This window comes from Fusobacterium sp. (assembly GCF_032477075.1).
In the GTDB taxonomy this organism is placed as follows: domain Bacteria; phylum Fusobacteriota; class Fusobacteriia; order Fusobacteriales; family Fusobacteriaceae; genus Fusobacterium_A.
This window is the reverse complement of the sequence record NZ_JAWDXO010000001.1, coordinates 48,458-64,631: the sequence shown is the minus strand read 5'-3', so window position 1 is coordinate 64,631 and position 16,174 is coordinate 48,458. Positions and strand designations below refer to the sequence as shown.

The 16,174-nt window shown below is 29.8% G+C and carries 18 protein-coding genes; 2 read left to right on the top strand and 16 right to left on the bottom strand.

Annotated features, from left to right (window positions below; all coding sequences use genetic code 11):
* Window positions 1-33 precede the first annotated feature (33 nt).
* Complete coding sequence (mglB, locus tag E6771_RS00330; protein ID WP_316088787.1) at window positions 34-1,071, bottom strand: galactose/glucose ABC transporter substrate-binding protein MglB; 1,038 nt, start codon at window positions 1,069-1,071, stop codon at window positions 34-36.
* Window positions 1,072-1,290: 219 nt separating this feature from the next.
* Window positions 1,291-2,238 carry an ROK family protein gene (locus E6771_RS00325; RefSeq protein WP_316088785.1) on the bottom strand — a complete coding sequence of 316 codons (948 nt, stop codon included), beginning with the start codon at window positions 2,236-2,238 and terminating at the stop codon, window positions 1,291-1,293.
* A 147-nt stretch (window positions 2,239-2,385) separates the two neighbouring features.
* Between E6771_RS00325 and trpS the strand changes: the two genes are divergently transcribed.
* Together trpS and E6771_RS00315 are read left to right on the top strand one after the other, a co-directional pair.
* Window positions 2,386-3,372 carry a tryptophan--tRNA ligase gene (gene trpS / locus E6771_RS00320; protein ID WP_316088784.1) on the top strand — a complete coding sequence of 329 codons (987 nt, stop codon included), beginning with the start codon at window positions 2,386-2,388 and terminating at the stop codon, window positions 3,370-3,372.
* A gap of 18 nt (window positions 3,373-3,390) precedes the next feature.
* Window positions 3,391-4,308, top strand: a complete 918-nt coding sequence (locus E6771_RS00315; protein WP_316088783.1) for an aminoglycoside phosphotransferase family protein — start codon at window positions 3,391-3,393, stop codon at window positions 4,306-4,308.
* A 21-nt stretch (window positions 4,309-4,329) separates the two neighbouring features.
* Here the strand turns inward: E6771_RS00315 and murI are convergent, their stop codons facing one another.
* From murI to hslO, 14 genes are all read right to left on the bottom strand, one after another.
* A complete protein-coding gene (gene murI / locus E6771_RS00310) occupies window positions 4,330-5,121 on the bottom strand; it encodes a glutamate racemase (RefSeq protein ID WP_316088782.1) in 792 nt (263 codons plus the stop codon).
* A gap of 24 nt (window positions 5,122-5,145) precedes the next feature.
* Window positions 5,146-5,583 carry a hypothetical protein gene (locus tag E6771_RS00305; RefSeq protein ID WP_316088781.1) on the bottom strand — a complete coding sequence of 146 codons (438 nt, stop codon included), beginning with the start codon at window positions 5,581-5,583 and terminating at the stop codon, window positions 5,146-5,148.
* Complete coding sequence (locus tag E6771_RS00300; RefSeq protein WP_316088780.1) at window positions 5,583-6,233, bottom strand: L-threonylcarbamoyladenylate synthase; 651 nt, start codon at window positions 6,231-6,233, stop codon at window positions 5,583-5,585. Before E6771_RS00300 ends, E6771_RS00305 begins: the two co-directional genes overlap by 1 nt.
* Window positions 6,234-6,358: 125 nt before the next feature.
* A complete protein-coding gene (locus E6771_RS00295) occupies window positions 6,359-7,336 on the bottom strand; it encodes a ribose-phosphate pyrophosphokinase (protein ID WP_316088779.1) in 978 nt (325 codons plus the stop codon).
* A gap of 3 nt (window positions 7,337-7,339) precedes the next feature.
* Complete coding sequence (gene glmU / locus E6771_RS00290) at window positions 7,340-8,689, bottom strand: bifunctional UDP-N-acetylglucosamine diphosphorylase/glucosamine-1-phosphate N-acetyltransferase GlmU (protein WP_316088778.1); 1,350 nt, start codon at window positions 8,687-8,689, stop codon at window positions 7,340-7,342.
* A gap of 90 nt (window positions 8,690-8,779) precedes the next feature.
* Entirely contained in the window at window positions 8,780-9,325 is a 546-nt protein-coding gene (locus E6771_RS00285; protein ID WP_316088777.1) for a J domain-containing protein, read from the bottom strand.
* Window positions 9,326-9,402: 77 nt separating this feature from the next.
* Window positions 9,403-9,981: a tetratricopeptide repeat protein gene (locus E6771_RS00280; protein WP_316088776.1), complete on the bottom strand. Its 579-nt coding sequence runs from the start codon at window positions 9,979-9,981 to the stop codon at window positions 9,403-9,405.
* Between the two features lie 138 nt (window positions 9,982-10,119).
* The gene (gene gltX, locus E6771_RS00275) at window positions 10,120-11,634 is read right to left on the bottom strand and encodes a glutamate--tRNA ligase (RefSeq protein ID WP_316088775.1); all 1,515 of its coding nucleotides are present in this window, start codon (window positions 11,632-11,634) and stop codon (window positions 10,120-10,122) included.
* A 69-nt stretch (window positions 11,635-11,703) separates the two neighbouring features.
* Window positions 11,704-12,805, bottom strand: a protein-coding gene (prfB, locus tag E6771_RS00270) for a peptide chain release factor 2 (protein WP_316088774.1) whose coding sequence is annotated in 2 segments (ribosomal slippage) — window positions 11,704-12,732 and window positions 12,734-12,805 — 1,101 coding nt in all. Because the reading frame shifts where the segments join, the coding sequence is not laid out codon by codon here.
* A gap of 25 nt (window positions 12,806-12,830) precedes the next feature.
* Window positions 12,831-13,295 carry an NAD(P)H-dependent oxidoreductase subunit E gene (locus E6771_RS00265; RefSeq protein ID WP_316088773.1) on the bottom strand — a complete coding sequence of 155 codons (465 nt, stop codon included), beginning with the start codon at window positions 13,293-13,295 and terminating at the stop codon, window positions 12,831-12,833.
* Window positions 13,296-13,297: 2 nt separating this feature from the next.
* A complete protein-coding gene (gene acpS / locus E6771_RS00260; protein WP_316088772.1) occupies window positions 13,298-13,666 on the bottom strand; it encodes a holo-ACP synthase in 369 nt (122 codons plus the stop codon).
* A gap of 19 nt (window positions 13,667-13,685) precedes the next feature.
* Window positions 13,686-14,507 (bottom strand): putative RNA methyltransferase, encoded by an 822-nt coding sequence (locus E6771_RS00255; RefSeq protein WP_316088771.1) that lies wholly within the window; start codon window positions 14,505-14,507, stop codon window positions 13,686-13,688.
* A 14-nt stretch (window positions 14,508-14,521) separates the two neighbouring features.
* On the bottom strand, window positions 14,522-15,280 hold the full coding sequence (locus E6771_RS00250) for a TatD family hydrolase (protein ID WP_316088770.1): 759 nt from the start codon (window positions 15,278-15,280) through the stop codon (window positions 14,522-14,524).
* A complete protein-coding gene (hslO, locus tag E6771_RS00245) occupies window positions 15,281-16,174 on the bottom strand; it encodes an Hsp33 family molecular chaperone HslO (protein WP_316088769.1) in 894 nt (297 codons plus the stop codon).

Genomic DNA, 16,174 nt, shown 5'->3' with positions numbered 1-16,174 from the left:
TTTCAAAGAATACTTTATTTATATAATTTTATCTTATTTGAAGTCTGCTACATTATCTTTGTCAATTCCAATACTAGGTATTAAAATTTCTTTCTCATCTAATTTCCATTCAGTTCCTTCAGTTGGAGCTTTTCCTTCTGCTAGGTTAACTACCATATCCCAAGTAGCTCTTCCTTGTCCTTTAGCATCATTAAGAACAGTTCCAGCCATTTCTCCTGCTTCAATTTTAACAATTGCTTCTGGTAAAGCATCTACTCCAAATACTGGAAGTTTTTTTCCAACAGCTTTCATTGACTCAATAGCTCCTAAAGCCATTCCATCATTGTTACAAATAACAACTTCAATTTTATCTCCATTAGGTCCTGATAACCATGCATCCATTTTATCTTTTGCTTGTGCTGTATCCCACATTGCAGCGTCTAAATGTAATTCTTCAGTTTCTATTCCATTATCATTTAAAGTTTTGATTGAATAAATTGTTCTTGCTTCAGCATCTGGATGTCCAGGTTCACCTTTAATCATTACATATTGAATCTTTCCATCTTTGTTTAAATCTAAATCTGGATTGGCTTTCCAAGCTTTCATGATAAGTTCACCTTGAGCTATTCCTTGAGCATTAGGGTCAATTCCCACATAATAAGCTTTTTCATAAGCTTCTAAAACTTCTTTTGCAGGTTTTTTATTATAGAATACAACTGGTACATTTTCTGCTTTAATTTTTTCCATTACTGTTTGTCCAGCTGCTGGATCAACTAAATTAACTGCTAATGCATCTGTTCCCTTAGAAAGCATTACATCAATTTGATCATTTTGAGTTTGTTGACTATTTTGAGAATCAACCATTGTTAAGTCCACTTTATTTTCTATTTTCTTAGCTTCATCTAATACAACTTTTCTGTATAACGCGATAAAGTTATCATCAAACTTATAAGCTGTGAAACCTATTCTTAATTTTTTTTCTGCTTTTGGTGCTGATGCTGTATCTGCTGGAGCAGCTTCTTTTTTATCACCACATCCAGTTAAACCTGCCACTAATAATAGTGCTCCTAGTATTAAACTTGTTTTTTTCATAGCTAAAATACCTCCTAAGTTTTTACAAGGCTCTTTTGTACTGTTATAGAACCTTATAATTTATTTATGAAACTAAGATTTTAAAACTATACTTTCACTAATTAATATAATCTTTTATTCAAGCTTTGTCAATATCTTTACATAAAAATTCCAAAAACTTTATAAACTAAGAAGAAATAATTCATATTCCCAAAAATATTTTTATAAATTTATATTATTTTACGAAAAAAGTCCAACTGCTCCTTTAATTCCTGCCTCATTTCCTAATACTCCTTGAACAATCTTTAAGTCTTCTAGTGTAACTGGAAGAGCATACTTTTCTAATTTTTTTCTAAGAGGATTAAGCAATATATCTCCTGCTAAAGCAACTCCTCCTCCTAAAACTATAGTTTCTGGATTTACTATATTTAAAATATTAGCTATACCCATAGCCAAATATTCTGCTTCATAATCTACAAGATCCAAGGAAAAAATATCTCCTTCTTTTGCAGCATCAAATATATCCTTTGCCTCAAGTCCTGCTATGTTTCCTTCTATCATAGTATAAAGAAGATTCTGTTTATTCACAGTAAGTCTTGAAACTGCCTCTCTTATCAAACCAGTTGCAGACGCATATGCTTCAAAGCATCCTTTCTGTCCGCATCCACATAGTCTTCCATCTTTTACTATTTTCATATGTCCTACTTCTCCACCAGCACCTTTATATCCAGATATAAGCATACCATTTACATATATTCCTCCTCCAATACCTGTACCAAGAGCTACTGTTACACTGCTTTTACTTCCTTTAGCAGCTCCATATTTAGCTTCTCCCAAAGCTATAATATTAGCATCATTATCTAACTTTGTTTCTATTCCAGTTATTTTTTCAAGTTTTTCTTTTATATTCACATTAGTTCCCCAAGGAAAATTTGCAAAAAAAGCTACTATACTTTGATCCTCAACAGGACCAGGAATTCCCATTCCTATTCCTTTTATATTTTCTATATTTACATCTGTTTCCTTTGCAAGTTCTTGTATCACTATCCATATTCTTTCCATAGTCTTATCTACACCTTCTGATGAAAGTGTTTTTATAATAGAACTTTTTAATATATCTCCTTCTATATTTAATAATCCTATTTTAGTGTTTGTTCCTCCTAAATCTACTCCCACATAATAATCCATATTATCCCTCCAAAATTTTCTTTCTTTTTCTTGTCCATCAATTTCATTATACTACATTACTTCTTTTTTAAAAAGAGCTGGATTATTGAATTTTTTTTATATATATGGTACTATGTAGAATATATTTTAGTTTTAGGAGGAATTTCTATGAAAAGAAGTTTATCTGGTATTCAACCTAGTGGGATCCTTCATCTTGGAAACTACTTTGGTGCAATCAGCCAGTTTTTAAAAAATCAAAACAGTGGTGAATTTGAAGGATTTTATTTTATCGCTGACTATCATTCTCTTACTTCTCTTACTGACCCAAAATCTTTAAAAGAAAATACATATAATATTGTGCTTGATTATCTTGCTCTTGGATTAGATCCTGAAAAATCTACTATATTTCTTCAATCTGATATACCAGAACATGTTGAGCTTTCTTGGCTTCTTTCAAATGTCACTCCAGTAGGACTATTAGAAAGAGGTCATTCATATAAAGACAAAGTTGCTAAAGGCTTTACCCCAAATGCAGGTCTCTTGACTTATCCTGTCCTTATGGCTGCTGATATTCTTATTTACGATACTGATATTGTTCCAGTAGGAAAAGATCAAAAACAGCATCTTGAAATGACAAGGGATATAGCCATGAAGTTTAACCAACAATATGATGTTGAACTTTTTAAACTTCCTGATCCCCTTATAATGGATGATCTTGCAGTTATTCCAGGCACAGATGGGCAAAAGATGAGTAAATCTTATGGTAATACAATAAATATGTTTGCTTCTAAAAAAGAACTAAAAAAACAGGTTATGAGTATAGTCACTGACTCTACTCCTTTAGAGGAACCAAAAGACCCAAATAATAATATAGCTAAACTTTATACTCTTTTTGCTTCTATTGAAAAGCAAAATGAACTTAAAGAAAAATTCCTTGCTGGAAACTTTGGTTACGGTCATGCTAAAACTGAACTTTTAAATGCCATCCTTGAATACTTTGGAAAAGCCAGAGAAAAAAGAGAACATCTAGTAGAAAACAAGGATTATGTACAGGAAGTTCTTTATGAAGGAGCTAAAAAAGCTAAAGCTATTGCAAGAGAAAAAATAATGAGAGCAAAAGAAGCTGTAGGTCTTATAGGAGATGCTTATAAATAAAATTTGAGGTGAGTAAGAATGCTTTTTTCATTTAAGGATATTCCTTTTTCAGAAAATTGGGTAAATATATCTGAAATAAAAAAAGGATGGTCAAGTGACAAAAAATATTATATCGAAACTAATGATAATGAAAAACTTCTTCTGCGTATTTCTAATATTAAATTTTATGAAAATAAAAAAAATGAATTTCAATTTATAAAAAAAATAAACACCTTAGATTTCACAATGTCTAAGGCTTTATATTTCGGAAAAGATATTCATTATTCTTATGTGTATATGATATTAAATTGGATTGTGGGAAAACCATTAGAAGAAATCCTACCTTATTTATCTGAAAAGAAACAATATCTTTTGGGAATTGAAGCTGGTCAAATATTAAAAAAAATTCATTCTATCCAAGTAGAAAAAAAAGATATCCCTCCAAATAAAGAAAAATATCATCTCTGGAAATTAGAAAATTTTGAAAAAAGTTCCAATAGAGTTAAAAATGATTCTAAGGTTTTAAAATATGTTAGAGATAATATAGATTTGGCAACCTCCTCTGCCGCTGTTTATCTCCATGGTGATTTTCATGTTGGGAATCTCATTCTTACCCCAGATGAACATATAGGTGTTATTGACTTTAATCGTTACAGTTGCGGCAATAGATATGAAGAGTTTTTTAAATTACAAAGTTTCAGTATAGAAAATAGCATTCCTTTTTCTATTGGACAAATTCATGGTTATTTCAACAATGAACCATCTTATGAATTTTGGGAAAATTTTTCTTTTTATTGTGCTCTTTCATCTTTAATTTCAATAGTTTGGGCAGAAAATTTTGATGACAATGAAATTAATGGAATGAAAAACAGGTATTATAAAACCTATGACCATTTTGATGGATTTGACAAGATTATTCCGTCTTGGTATATAACAAAAAAAGAAATATCTTTTTAAAGGATATTTCTTTTATTTTGGTTATTTCTCTATCTGATAAAGTTTTTTAACTTCAAATCCTAAAAACTTCTCTGCTATTTTTCTGAATTGTTCCTTATTTCCACTGACAAAAAATTCAATCTTTCCTCTCTCTTTAGAGTTATTTAACAAATCATCATCTCTCAATGTATCAATAAGTTCAGCAACAGTTTCTTTTGCTGGATCAACTATTTTTCCAGAAAAATATTTTTCTATATCTTTTTTTATAATAGGATAATGAGTACACCCTAATATCAGTGTATCTGCTGAACCTGGAAATTGTGATATATGTCTATCTAAAATATCTCCTCTATTTTCAAAAGTTTCCCATCCCTCTTCTATCATAGTACAAAGTTCAGAACATCCCTCTTGATATACAGAAGCTTTTTTATCAAATTTTTTTATTTCTTTTTCATAAGCATTTGAGTTGGCAGTAAAAGGAGTTGCTAATACAGCAATATGCCCATTTTTACTTATATTTATCGCTGCTCTTGAACCTGGAGTTATCACTCCTATTACAGGTATATCATATCTTTCTTTTATTGCAGTTAAAGCAGCAGCTGTAGCTGTGTTACATGCTATAACTACAGCTTTACATCTATTTTTCAAAAAAAAATCCATTATATTAAAACATAAACTTTGTAATTCCTCTGTTGTTTTTTTTCCATATGGAGCATTCCCACTATCAGCATAATATATCATATTTTCATGGGGTAATATTTCTGCCATTATCTTTAGTACAGTTGTGCCACCAACTCCAGAGTCAAATACTCCAATACTATAATCTTTCTTCATTATTCCCCCTTCACAAAGATAATTTTATTTTAATTTTGTCAGAAGTTCTCTGTATTGTTTTACCATCATCTTTATCATACCTTTTTTAATAAACTGATACCATTTGAATTCCATACCTTCCATTCCCTTAATAGAATCAATTACCATTTTTTTAAGGAATTCATATTCTTCAAAACTAACTTTAAGTTCCATTTGGTTTTTATCTTCACACATTTTTTTTACATAATCAAAAAAATCACTGACTCCTTGTCCTTGTGCTCCTAAAGGTGAAGAAGCAAATTGTTTTTTTACTTCATCTATAAATTTTGCTAAGAATTTTTTATTATTTTTGTCCAGCATGATAGAATATTTTCTTTTTCCTTTACCTATTTTTTGAATGCTGTTCATCATTCCCATCATAGATGACATATTATTCATCTGCATAGGATTCATTGCATTTGGATTTACTCTTTGTGTTTTCATTAATTTATTTCCTCCCCATTTATTTTTCCAATAACTTTTTCTATATCTTCAATAGATATAGCTCCCACTCTAAGTATTTTAGGTTTATCACTCATATCTATTATAGTTGAGGCATTTCCTATTGGACATTTTCCTCCATCAACTAGTATCTCTACTCTTTCTTTAAAACTTTCTGAAAGTTCATCATAACTTCTTGGTGTTGTCTCACCAGATATATTTGCACTTGTAGTAGGTAACAACCCTCCTGCTTTTTCTATTATTTTTAAAGAAATATCAAGATCAGGCATTCTAATTCCTACAGTTTTTCCATCTGATACCATTATATCAGGAACATTATTTTTTTTATTTAATATAATAGTAAGTCCTCCAGGCCAAAATTCTTTCATTAACTTTTCTATTTTTTCTTTATTCTTTTCTTCAATATATGCTATTTTTTCTATTTTAGATACATCACTTACTAAAACTATAAGAGGTGATTTAAAACTTCTCTCTTTAGCTTTGTAAATTTTAGTAATAGCTTCATCTGAATCTATTATCCCCCCTACACCATATACAGTATCAGTAGGATAAATTATCAAATTTCCTTCTTTTAAGAGCTCTCCTATTTTATCATAGTCAACATTAAAAGAAGTATATTTAGTTTTGTTCATTTTATACACCTAACCTAATATATCATTATTAAAATATTCATAATTTTATCATATATACAAATAAAAAGCTAGTAAAACTACTAGCTTTTATCAGAAAAAATTATTTTTTTACCTTTATGACTGGATTATTTAACATTTCTTTTTGTTTCGGCTTTTTCGAATAATTCAGAAACTGATTGATTATTTACAATTCTGTTAATAGCTTCTGAAAAAATTTCATCAACTGAAAGAACAGTTACCTTATCTAATTTTTTTCTTTCTGGTAGAGCAATGGAATCAGTTACTATAACTTCTTTTAAAGGAGATGCAGCCAATCTTTCAATAGCAGGATCAGAAAATACTGCATGTGTACAGCAAGCATAAGCTTCTTTTGCTCCTCTGCCTATTATAGCAGCAGCACCATTTGTAATAGTACCAGCTGTATCAATCATATCATCTATAAATATAGCAGTTTTTCCTTGAACTTCTCCTATAAGATTCATAACTTCTGACATATTCGGTTTTGGTCTTCTTTTATCAATAATAGCTATTTTACAATCTAACCACTCTGCTAGTTTTCTAGCTCTCTTTACTCCACCAATATCTGGAGAAACTACTACTACATCATCTCCATAAAGTCCTTTTTTCATGAAATATTTTACCATTAATGGTAAGGCTTGCATATGATCTACTGGGATATCAAAAAATCCTTGTATTTGATCAGCATGTAGGTCCATGGCAACAATTCTGTTAGCTCCTGATTTTGTTAATAAATTTGCTACTAATTTAGAAGTAATTGGTTCTCTAGGACTAGATTTTCTATCCTGTCTTGCATATCCATAATAAGGAATAATGACATTGATACTTTTTGCAGAAGCTCTTTTAAGTGCATCAATAAAAATCAAAAGTTCCATTAAATTTTCATTAACAGGTTCAGAAGTCGATTGCACCACAAAAACATCTCTACCTCTAACAGTTTCATCAATTTTAACAAAAACTTCACCATCTTTAAATCTAACTACTTCTGCTTCTCCTAACGGCAGCCCATACCTCTCAGCAATTTTTGCAGCTAAAGTCACATTTGATGTTCCAGCAAAAATCTTAACATTTTCAGATTTAACCATTTCTTATTTCCTCCAATCATTTTTAATAATTTGTTTACTTCTTGATACAGCCAATGAGTTATCAGGAACATCTTTAGTTATTACTGACCCTGCTCCTATCAGAGCATTTTCCCCAATGATTACTGGAGCTACTAGCATAGAATCACTTCCAATAAAAGAATTCTTTCCTATAACAGTTTTAAACTTGTTTTTTCCATCATAGTTACAAGTTATAGTTCCTGCTCCAATATTTGTGTCTTCCCCAATCTGAGCATCTCCTAAATAAGTTAGATGACCAGCTTTTACTCCTTTTTCCAGAATAGATTTTTTTACCTCTACAAAATTTCCAATATGTACTTTTTCTTTTAAATGGCTCTTTGGTCTCAAATGTGCAAAAGGCCCCATAGTTACTCCATTTTCTAATATACTATCTTCTATTACTGAACTTTCCACCTTAATATCATTTCCTAAAATGCTGTCAATTATTCTGGTACTTCCTAAAATTTGACAATTTTCTCCAATTATTGTTTTTCCCTGTAAAATTACTCCTGGATAAACAACAGTATCTCTGCCTATTTCTACATCTTCTTCTATATACACAGCAACTGGATCTATAAGAATAGCTCCCTTCTCCATAAGTTCTATATTTTTTCTATCCCTTAACACTTTAGAAGCTTGTGCTAGTTCCACTTTTGAATTTACACCAAGTATTTCTATATTATCATTCAATATATAACCTTGTACTTGTTTCCCTTCTTTTACTTGTATTCCTATTACATCAGTTAAGTAATACTCACCCTTTTCATTATTATTATTTATTTTTGAAAGAGCCTCAAAAAGTTCTTTTCCTTTAAAACAATATACTCCAGCATTGACCTCTTTTATTTTTTTAACTTCATCATCTGCTTCTTTTTCTTCAACTATTGCCTTAACTAATCCATTTTCTTTTACTATTCTTCCATACCCGAATGGATTATTGTAGATAGAAGTAAGTATAGTTGTTACTGAATTAGTTTCTTTATGAAATTTATAAAGTTCTTCTAGAGTTTTTTCTCTCAATAGAGGAGTATCTCCACAAAGCACCATTATATCTCCATCATAATCTTTTAATTTATCTTTTGCCTGTAGTACTGCATGTCCTGTTCCAAGTTGTTCAATTTGTACTACATAGTCTGCATTTTCTCCTACCACCTTCAAAACTTCTTCTTTTTTATGCCCTAAAATAAGTATATTTTCTTCAGGTTTTAATACTTCTAAAACTTTAATTATTTTAGAAATCATTGGAATCCCATTTACTTTATGTATAACTTTAGGAAGTTCTGACTTCATCCTAGTACCTTTCCCAGCAGCAAGAATCAATGTTTTCAATTTCATTTTTTTCTCCTTTATTTGTTAAGAGTAAATTAATTTTTTCACTAAACTTAAATCCATATAATTATAGCATAGCTCATAAATCATTTCAAGCTAAGAAAAATCCTTTGATAATTTATCATAAGCTTCATTTATCTCTTTTATTCTGTTTTCATGGTATGCTTTATCACTTTCACTTGCATTAACAAATTTATCTGGATGATGTTGTTTCACAAGTTCTCTATATGCTTTTTTTATCTCATCTTTTGTTGCATTAGAGTTAACACCTAAAATTTTATAATACTTAGTTTTGTCTTCAGCATATCCAAATGGGTTTCCATTACTTCCCCCATAAGAATAACCTCCACTCTGTTGTCCAGCCTGACGAAAAAACTCATCAAAATCCTCTGTTCTTTCAAATTTATAATAATAAGTTTTCTTTTTGGTACTCTTAGGTTGACCTTGATTCTTGATATAATTTATCAACATCACAAGGAGTATCAACCAGAAAAAATTTATTGCAAACCATCCAAGAAATGCAACAAGTAAAAAGATGATAAATAGAACTGGAATGAACGCTACTGCTCTATTAAATCCAAATGTCATCCCTATAAATAAAAATATTATTAGTATAAATACTAATGAAACACTATATATCATTTCCTCTCCTTTAAAAATTAAATATTAAAAAGTAAAAATAGAAAGAAAAGAAACGCTTTTCCTTCTATTAGAAATTTTTAATATTTCTTAGATCCAATATCTACTTTTAATTCATTTATCCTGTTTATTATATTCTTTTCTCTGGGATCTATTTCATAAGCTATTATATACTCTTTCAAGGCTCTGTGTTTCTGTCCTATTGCTTCATATTTTTTTGCAAAATCTAAGTGTGCAGTATAAATATCTAAATCTAAAAATATGGCAAAATCGTAACTATTAATAGCTTCCTTTATTAATCCAGCTCTAGAATAAGTATTACCAAGAAGAAAATGAACAAAAGGATTATCTGGTGCTATTTCTAATGATTTATTAAAATAATCAATAGCATTTTCATAATTTTCATTTTCATAATAAAGATACCCTAAAAAAGCTGTATAATCTGCATTTTTAGAATTTGTTTTCACTATTTTTTCATATAATTTAATTGCTCCATTATAATCTCTTTTATAATATAATATTGCTGCTAGACTTTTTAAATTTTCTATGTTTTGAGAATCTTCTAAAAGTAAAAATCTTATTTCTTCTTCCTCTTTAACCAAGTCTTTATCACTATAATCCCTGAATATCTCAGTTTTTAATAATTCTGTTTTTAACAACTTGTGATCATCCTCCTATTAAAAAGATTTACTCCTAAAATATTATAACATAAATTTTCTTCATGTAAAAACAATTTCTGCTTTTACATAAATATTATAAAAAAGGAAAGAGTTTTGCTCTTTCCTTTTTTCTTTATATTAAAGAATATTGTATTTAGCTATCATAGTTTTCATTCTTTTTAATGTTCTTTCTTTTCCTATTATATAAAGAACATTAAAAAGATCAGCTCCTCTAGCTTGTCCAGTAATTACTGCTCTCAATGGCATAAATACTTTTGCTGGGCCTTCTCCAATTTCATCCATTGTATGATGTAATAAATCTTTTGCCTCTTCTACTGTAAATTCATCTTTTTCCCATTTTTCAAGTTTTTCCATAAATAATTTTATAGATTCTTTTCCAACTGAATCTTCTATGGATGAACATAATTTTTCTACACTTTTTCTTTCTTTTTTATTCATTTCTTCAGTTACTTCTGGAAGTTTAAACTCATCTTGATAGTAAGCTGCTGCTTCTACTGCAAGTTCTTTTAAAGTTTGAGCACTTTCTCTCAATATTCCAACTATTTTAACAATAGCTTCATATTCCTTTTCTGAAATATTTTCTCCTACATGCCCTTGTTGTTGGAAGAAAGGAACTGCTAATTTAGAAAGTTCATCAATATCTTTCATTCTCATGTGCTGATTATTTACCCAACCAAGTTTTACAAGATCAAATACAGGTCCTCCTAAGGATACTTTATTTATATTAAAGTTTTCTTTAAACTCTTCCAAAGTAAATATTTCTTTATTTTCTCCAAATGAATATCCCATCAATCCTAAGAAGTTTACTATACCTTCTTTTAAATATCCTTCATCTCTATACCAGTTTAAAGATACAGGATTTTTTCTTTTAGATATTTTAGTTCTATCTGCATTTCTCAATAAAGGCATATGAATAAATTCTGGTGCATCCCATCCAAAAGCTTTATATAATTGAATATGTTTAGGTGTTGAAGCTATCCATTCTTCTGCCCTTATTACATGAGTGACTTCCATTAAATGATCATCTACTACATTTGCAAGATGATAAGTTGGATATCCATCTGCTTTTAAAAGTACTTGGTCATCTATCTTATTATTTTCAAATACAATATCTCCTCTTAATCTATCTTTTATGACAGTTTCACCTTCATAAGGCATTTTTAATCTTATTACATATGGCTCTCCAGCATCTAATTTAGCTTGAATTTCTTCAGCAGTCAATGATCTGCAATGACCATCATATCCTGGTGCTTTCCCCATAGCTTTTTGTCTTTCTCTTAATTTTTCCAATCTTTCCTGTGTACAAAAACAATAGTATGCTCCACCTTTTTCCACTAATTGTTTTGCATAATCACCATAAAGTTCAAATCTTTCTGACTGTCTATATGGTCCATAAGGTCCTCCTACATCTGGTCCTTCTGCATAAGTCAGATCAAGCCACTTTAGTGCATCAAAAATCATCTGTTCTGAACCAGCAGTATATCTATTTTGATCGGTATCCTCTATTCTTAAAATAAAGTCTCCATTATTAATATGTGAAAATGCCAAGTTAAAAAGTGCTATATACGCAGTCCCTACATGAGGATCTCCAGTAGGTGATGGCGCTATTCTTGTCCTTACTCTCTTTTCCATTTTTTCCACCCCTCTTAGTTTTAATAATTTAATAAAAATTTTACCACAATTTTAATCTTTTTTAAAGGATTATTTTGTTTTGTTCCATCTCAGATATGTATTTATAAAAATATCTATATCTCCATCCATGACAGCTTTAATATTTCCAGATTCAGCTGATGTTCTGTGGTCTTTTACTAAAGTATATGGCTGGAATACATATGATCTTATTTGATTTCCCCATCCTATTTCGCTTTGTTCTCCTTGTATTTTCTTCAGTTCTTCCTCTTTTTTCTTCATTTCAAGTTCAATTAATTTAGATTTTAACATTTTCATAGCAGTTTCTCTATTATTCAATTGTGACCTTTCTCTTTGACATGTAACTACAATTCCTGTTGGAATATGTGTTATCCTTACTGCAGAATCAGTCATATTTACATGCTGACCCCCAGCGCCACTGGCCCTGTATGTATCTATTCTTAAATCTCCAGCATCTATATTAACCTCTACACTTTCATCAACTTCTGGCATAACTTCTACTGAAGCAAAAGATGTATGTCTTTTTTTATTGGCATCAAAAGGAGATATTCTTACTAATCTATGAATTCCTTTCTCACTTTTCATATATCCATAAGCATTATTTCCCTCTACAAGAAATGTTATGGATTTTATTCCCACACTATCTCCAGGCATAAAATCCATTTCACTTATTTTATACTTTTTTTCATTACACCATCTTGAATACATTCTGTAAAGCATATCTGCCCAATCACAAGCTTCCGTTCCTCCAGCACCTGAATGAATAGTTACAATAGCATTATTAGAATCAAATTCTCCATCTAAGAGAAGCCTTGTATCAAAATTATCTATATCTTTTCCAAGGATAATGTGTTTTTCTTCAAGTTCAGCTTGAAAATCAGTTTCTCCCATTTCAACGAAATCTATTAATATTTCCTCTTCCCCTACTTCTGATACCAATTTTTTAAACTCTGCTACAATTTCTTTTTCTCCATTCATTTCTTTTATAACTGTTGAGCTGATTCTTTTATCATTCCAAAAGTTTTCTTCCATAGTTGTCTTTTCAAGCTCAGATATTTTCTTCTCTCTTTTTTCTAAGTCAAAGAGACCCCCTTATATCAATTATTTTTTGCTTGTATTCAACAAATTCTCTTTTTATATCCAGTATATCCAAATTCTTCCTCCTAATTAAGTTTATATTATTTTAAACCCAGTCTAATTTTTAATTCTGACATAGTCATCATACTATATATTTCTCCATCAATGGAAATATTTGGTCCTTTGTTACACCTTCCAAAACATCTTTTTGTTGTTAAAAGCATATTCCCATCTTTTGATATTCCATCTTCATCTATCTCAAGTATTTTAGCAAGCTCTTCATAAAATTCTTTTCCATATAGCCCACAGGTCATTCCTACACATATAGAAACTTCTTTTATTTTTTTCCCACTGACTTTATTCCTAAATTTAGGATAAAAATTAATTGTATTTTCTATTGATATTTCAAGCAGACCTGTTTTGTCTGCTATAAATTTTTGTACTTCTATTGGTATAATATCCAGTTTTTCCAGTACAAAATTAAGAATTTTCACATCATTTTTTTTATCCTTTAACTCGTTGATAAATTTTTCAAGTTCAATATAAAATTCTTTATTTATTTCCATCTTCAGCACTCCTTTTTAAACATAACTGCTACTGCTGTTGCATATTTCTTAGAATGAGAAATAGAAATTTCTATTCTCACATTTACCATTCTGTCTTTTAATTGATTTTTTAATACAACATATGGCTTTCCTAGTTCATCATTCAATATTTCTATATCAGTCAGATTAAAATCTCTTACTCCTGTTCCCAATGCTTTAGATATTGCTTCTTTTGCTGAAAATCTTCCAGCATAACTAGCTGCTTTATTACCTTTTTTTTCTATGATTTCTTTCTCTTTTTTAGTATATACCCTCTTTAAAAATTTCTCATTAGATATAACTTTTTCAATTCTTTCTATTTCTACAATATCATTTCCTATCCCTAGAATCATAATTTGCTCTCCTTGAGGACTATTCTTTCTCAAAAATATCTATATTCACATCAATAGTTATTTCCAGCTTGTGTAATGCAAACAACCTGTCTATACCTTTTTTTGGACTTCTCCATTTATATGGAGTCATATCAAAAAGATTTTTTATACTTTTATTTTCTTTTATAAAAGACTTTCCTGTACAATTCACTGTTTTTATATGTTTAAATATTTTCAAATCTTCTATTGGAGAGTAAAATTCTGTTCTTACCTGCTCATATACAACTTTTTTCAATTCTAGTAAATGATTTTCTCCAGTAGAAACTATTATTAATTTTCCGCCTTTTTTTAGTGTTCTCATCTTTTCTTCTGGTATTATCTTAGCAAACATACAAGTTATGCAGTCTAATGATTCATCTTCTAGAGGAATGTTAGTAGCACTAGCTACTATCCACTTTATACTTTTATATGTTTTTGCAGCACACACTACTGCTTCTTTAGAAATATCTATACCTGTTATATTAAACTTTATTCCTTTTTCATCAAGAAATTTTTCTAATCTTCCTGTATAATACCCTTCTCCACATCCTATATCTAATATTTCTATATTGCCAGATGAGTTATTACTCAAAATCAAATCATTAACCGCTTCTGATATTATTTTATAGTAATTTTTTTCCAAAAATCCCTTTCTGCTAAGTACCATTTCTTTATCATCACCTGGAGTTTTGCTATGTTTTTGATTTGAAAGAAGAAGATTTAAATATCCTTGTTTCCCTTCATCAAAACAATGGTTATTTTCACACTTATAAATTTTTTCTTTTTTAATTAGAATTTTTTTACAAACAGGACAAATTATCATTTTTTCCCTCATTTCTATATCATATTATATGCTTTTCTTGTATTTAGATTTGTGGCTTCTGCAACTTCTTCATATGACAGTTCTTTTAATTCTGCTATTTTTTTAGCTACATATTCCACATATATAGGTTCATTTCTCTTTCCTCTAAAAGGATCAGGAGCCATATATGGACAGTCTGTTTCAAGAATTAATTTTTCCAGAGGTATATTTTTCACTACTTCTATCAGTTTTTTTGCATTTTTAAAAGTAAGTACTCCTCCTATCCCAAAATAATAGTTATCCATTACTTGAAAGGCCGTTTCCACTGATCCAGGATAGCAATGAAATATCCCTTTTACCAAAGGAAATTCTTTTAATATTCTTACAGTATCCTCTATAGCATCTCTTGAATGTATTACTACTGGTTTTCCAACTCTTTCTGCCACTTTTATCTGTCTTCTGAATATTTCCTGCTGTTTCTCTTTTGGATGAGTCATCCAGTGATAGTCCAATCCTATTTCACCTATGGCTAATACTTTTTCATTTTTTGCCAGTTCTTCTAATTCCTGTTCAAGTTTATCATCATATCCTTCTATATCATCTGGATGTATTCCTACAGCAGCATATATGAAATCATATTCTTTAGTATATTTCACACCTTGTTTACTGCTTTCAATGTCATAACCTATATTAACTATAAAATCCATTTTATCTTTTATTCTTTGAAATACCTCTGCTCTATCTGAATCAAATTGATTTGAATCCATATGAGCATGAGAATCTATAAGTTTCATCTATTTCACCTCTAAAATATCTTTAAAATCTTCCTTAGTAAATTTATATTTTTTTCCACAGAAGTGACATTCTGTTTCCAAAAATTCCTGTGTCTCAAATATTTCATTTAATTCTTTTTTACCAAGAGTAATAAGGCCCCTGTAGAATTTATCCTTATCACAATTACATTTATAACTTACTTCTTTTTCTTCAAGTATTTCATATTCTTCAATCAATTTTTCATTATTTTCACTGCTCATATCTTCATATAAAAGTTTTAATATTCTTTTAAGATCCATTCCTCCTATCATGAGTTCAGTCATAGGTCTTATTGCTTGTATTTTTTCCTCTAAGGCTCCTATAAAACACTCCTCAGCACCAGGAAGAAGCTGTATCATATATCCTCCAGCACAAGCTACAGTTTTTTCATCTTTTAAATTTACTCCTAATGCTATCACAGTTGGTGTTTGATCAGAATTAAAAAAGTAATAAGCTAAATCTTGAGCTATCTCTCCAGAATCTATTGGCGACATTCCAACATATGGTTCTTTTAATCCCATATCTTTTATTATTCTTAACATTCCTTTTCCAACTAAAGCCCCTACATTAGATCTTCCATTATCCTTTAATGCTACATCTGCTGAAGGATCAGAAACATATCCTTTTACTCCCCCATCAGAATCTGCTGTAACTACCATATTACTTAATAGACCATCTGTATCTGTCCTTAAAGTTAATACGTCTTTTCCTTTTAAGGTACTTCCCATCATTACTCCTGCTGTAAGAAGTCTTCCAAAAGCATCTATTGCAGTAGGACTGCATTTATGTATATCCAATGCTTCCTGCACTATATCTGTTGAATCTACAAGAAAAAATCTAGCATTTTTACTTATTCCTCTTATTATTTTACCCAT

Coding starts and splice junctions, on each gene's coding strand:
- E6771_RS00265 (WP_316088773.1), bottom strand. CDS start 13,295: ATGGAAATAAATAAAGAATTTTATATTGAACTTGAAAAATTTATCAAC.
- E6771_RS00255 (WP_316088771.1), bottom strand. CDS start 14,507: ATGATAATTTGTCCTGTTTGTAAAAAAATTCTAATTAAAAAAGAAAAA.
- hslO (WP_316088769.1), bottom strand. CDS start 16,174: ATGGGTAAAATAATAAGAGGAATAAGTAAAAATGCTAGATTTTTTCTT.
- mglB (WP_316088787.1), bottom strand. CDS start 1,071: ATGAAAAAAACAAGTTTAATACTAGGAGCACTATTATTAGTGGCAGGT.
- murI (WP_316088782.1), bottom strand. CDS start 5,121: ATGAAGAAAGATTATAGTATTGGAGTATTTGACTCTGGAGTTGGTGGC.
- trpS (WP_316088784.1), top strand. CDS start 2,386: ATGAAAAGAAGTTTATCTGGTATTCAACCTAGTGGGATCCTTCATCTT.
- E6771_RS00315 (WP_316088783.1), top strand. CDS start 3,391: ATGCTTTTTTCATTTAAGGATATTCCTTTTTCAGAAAATTGGGTAAAT.
- E6771_RS00250 (WP_316088770.1), bottom strand. CDS start 15,280: ATGAAACTTATAGATTCTCATGCTCATATGGATTCAAATCAATTTGAT.
- E6771_RS00305 (WP_316088781.1), bottom strand. CDS start 5,583: ATGAAAACACAAAGAGTAAATCCAAATGCAATGAATCCTATGCAGATG.
- acpS (WP_316088772.1), bottom strand. CDS start 13,666: ATGATTCTAGGGATAGGAAATGATATTGTAGAAATAGAAAGAATTGAA.
- gltX (WP_316088775.1), bottom strand. CDS start 11,634: ATGGAAAAGAGAGTAAGGACAAGAATAGCGCCATCACCTACTGGAGAT.
- E6771_RS00295 (WP_316088779.1), bottom strand. CDS start 7,336: ATGGTTAAATCTGAAAATGTTAAGATTTTTGCTGGAACATCAAATGTG.
- E6771_RS00325 (WP_316088785.1), bottom strand. CDS start 2,238: ATGGATTATTATGTGGGAGTAGATTTAGGAGGAACAAACACTAAAATA.
- E6771_RS00300 (WP_316088780.1), bottom strand. CDS start 6,233: ATGAACAAAACTAAATATACTTCTTTTAATGTTGACTATGATAAAATA.
- glmU (WP_316088778.1), bottom strand. CDS start 8,689: ATGAAATTGAAAACATTGATTCTTGCTGCTGGGAAAGGTACTAGGATG.
- E6771_RS00285 (WP_316088777.1), bottom strand. CDS start 9,325: ATGATATATAGTGTTTCATTAGTATTTATACTAATAATATTTTTATTT.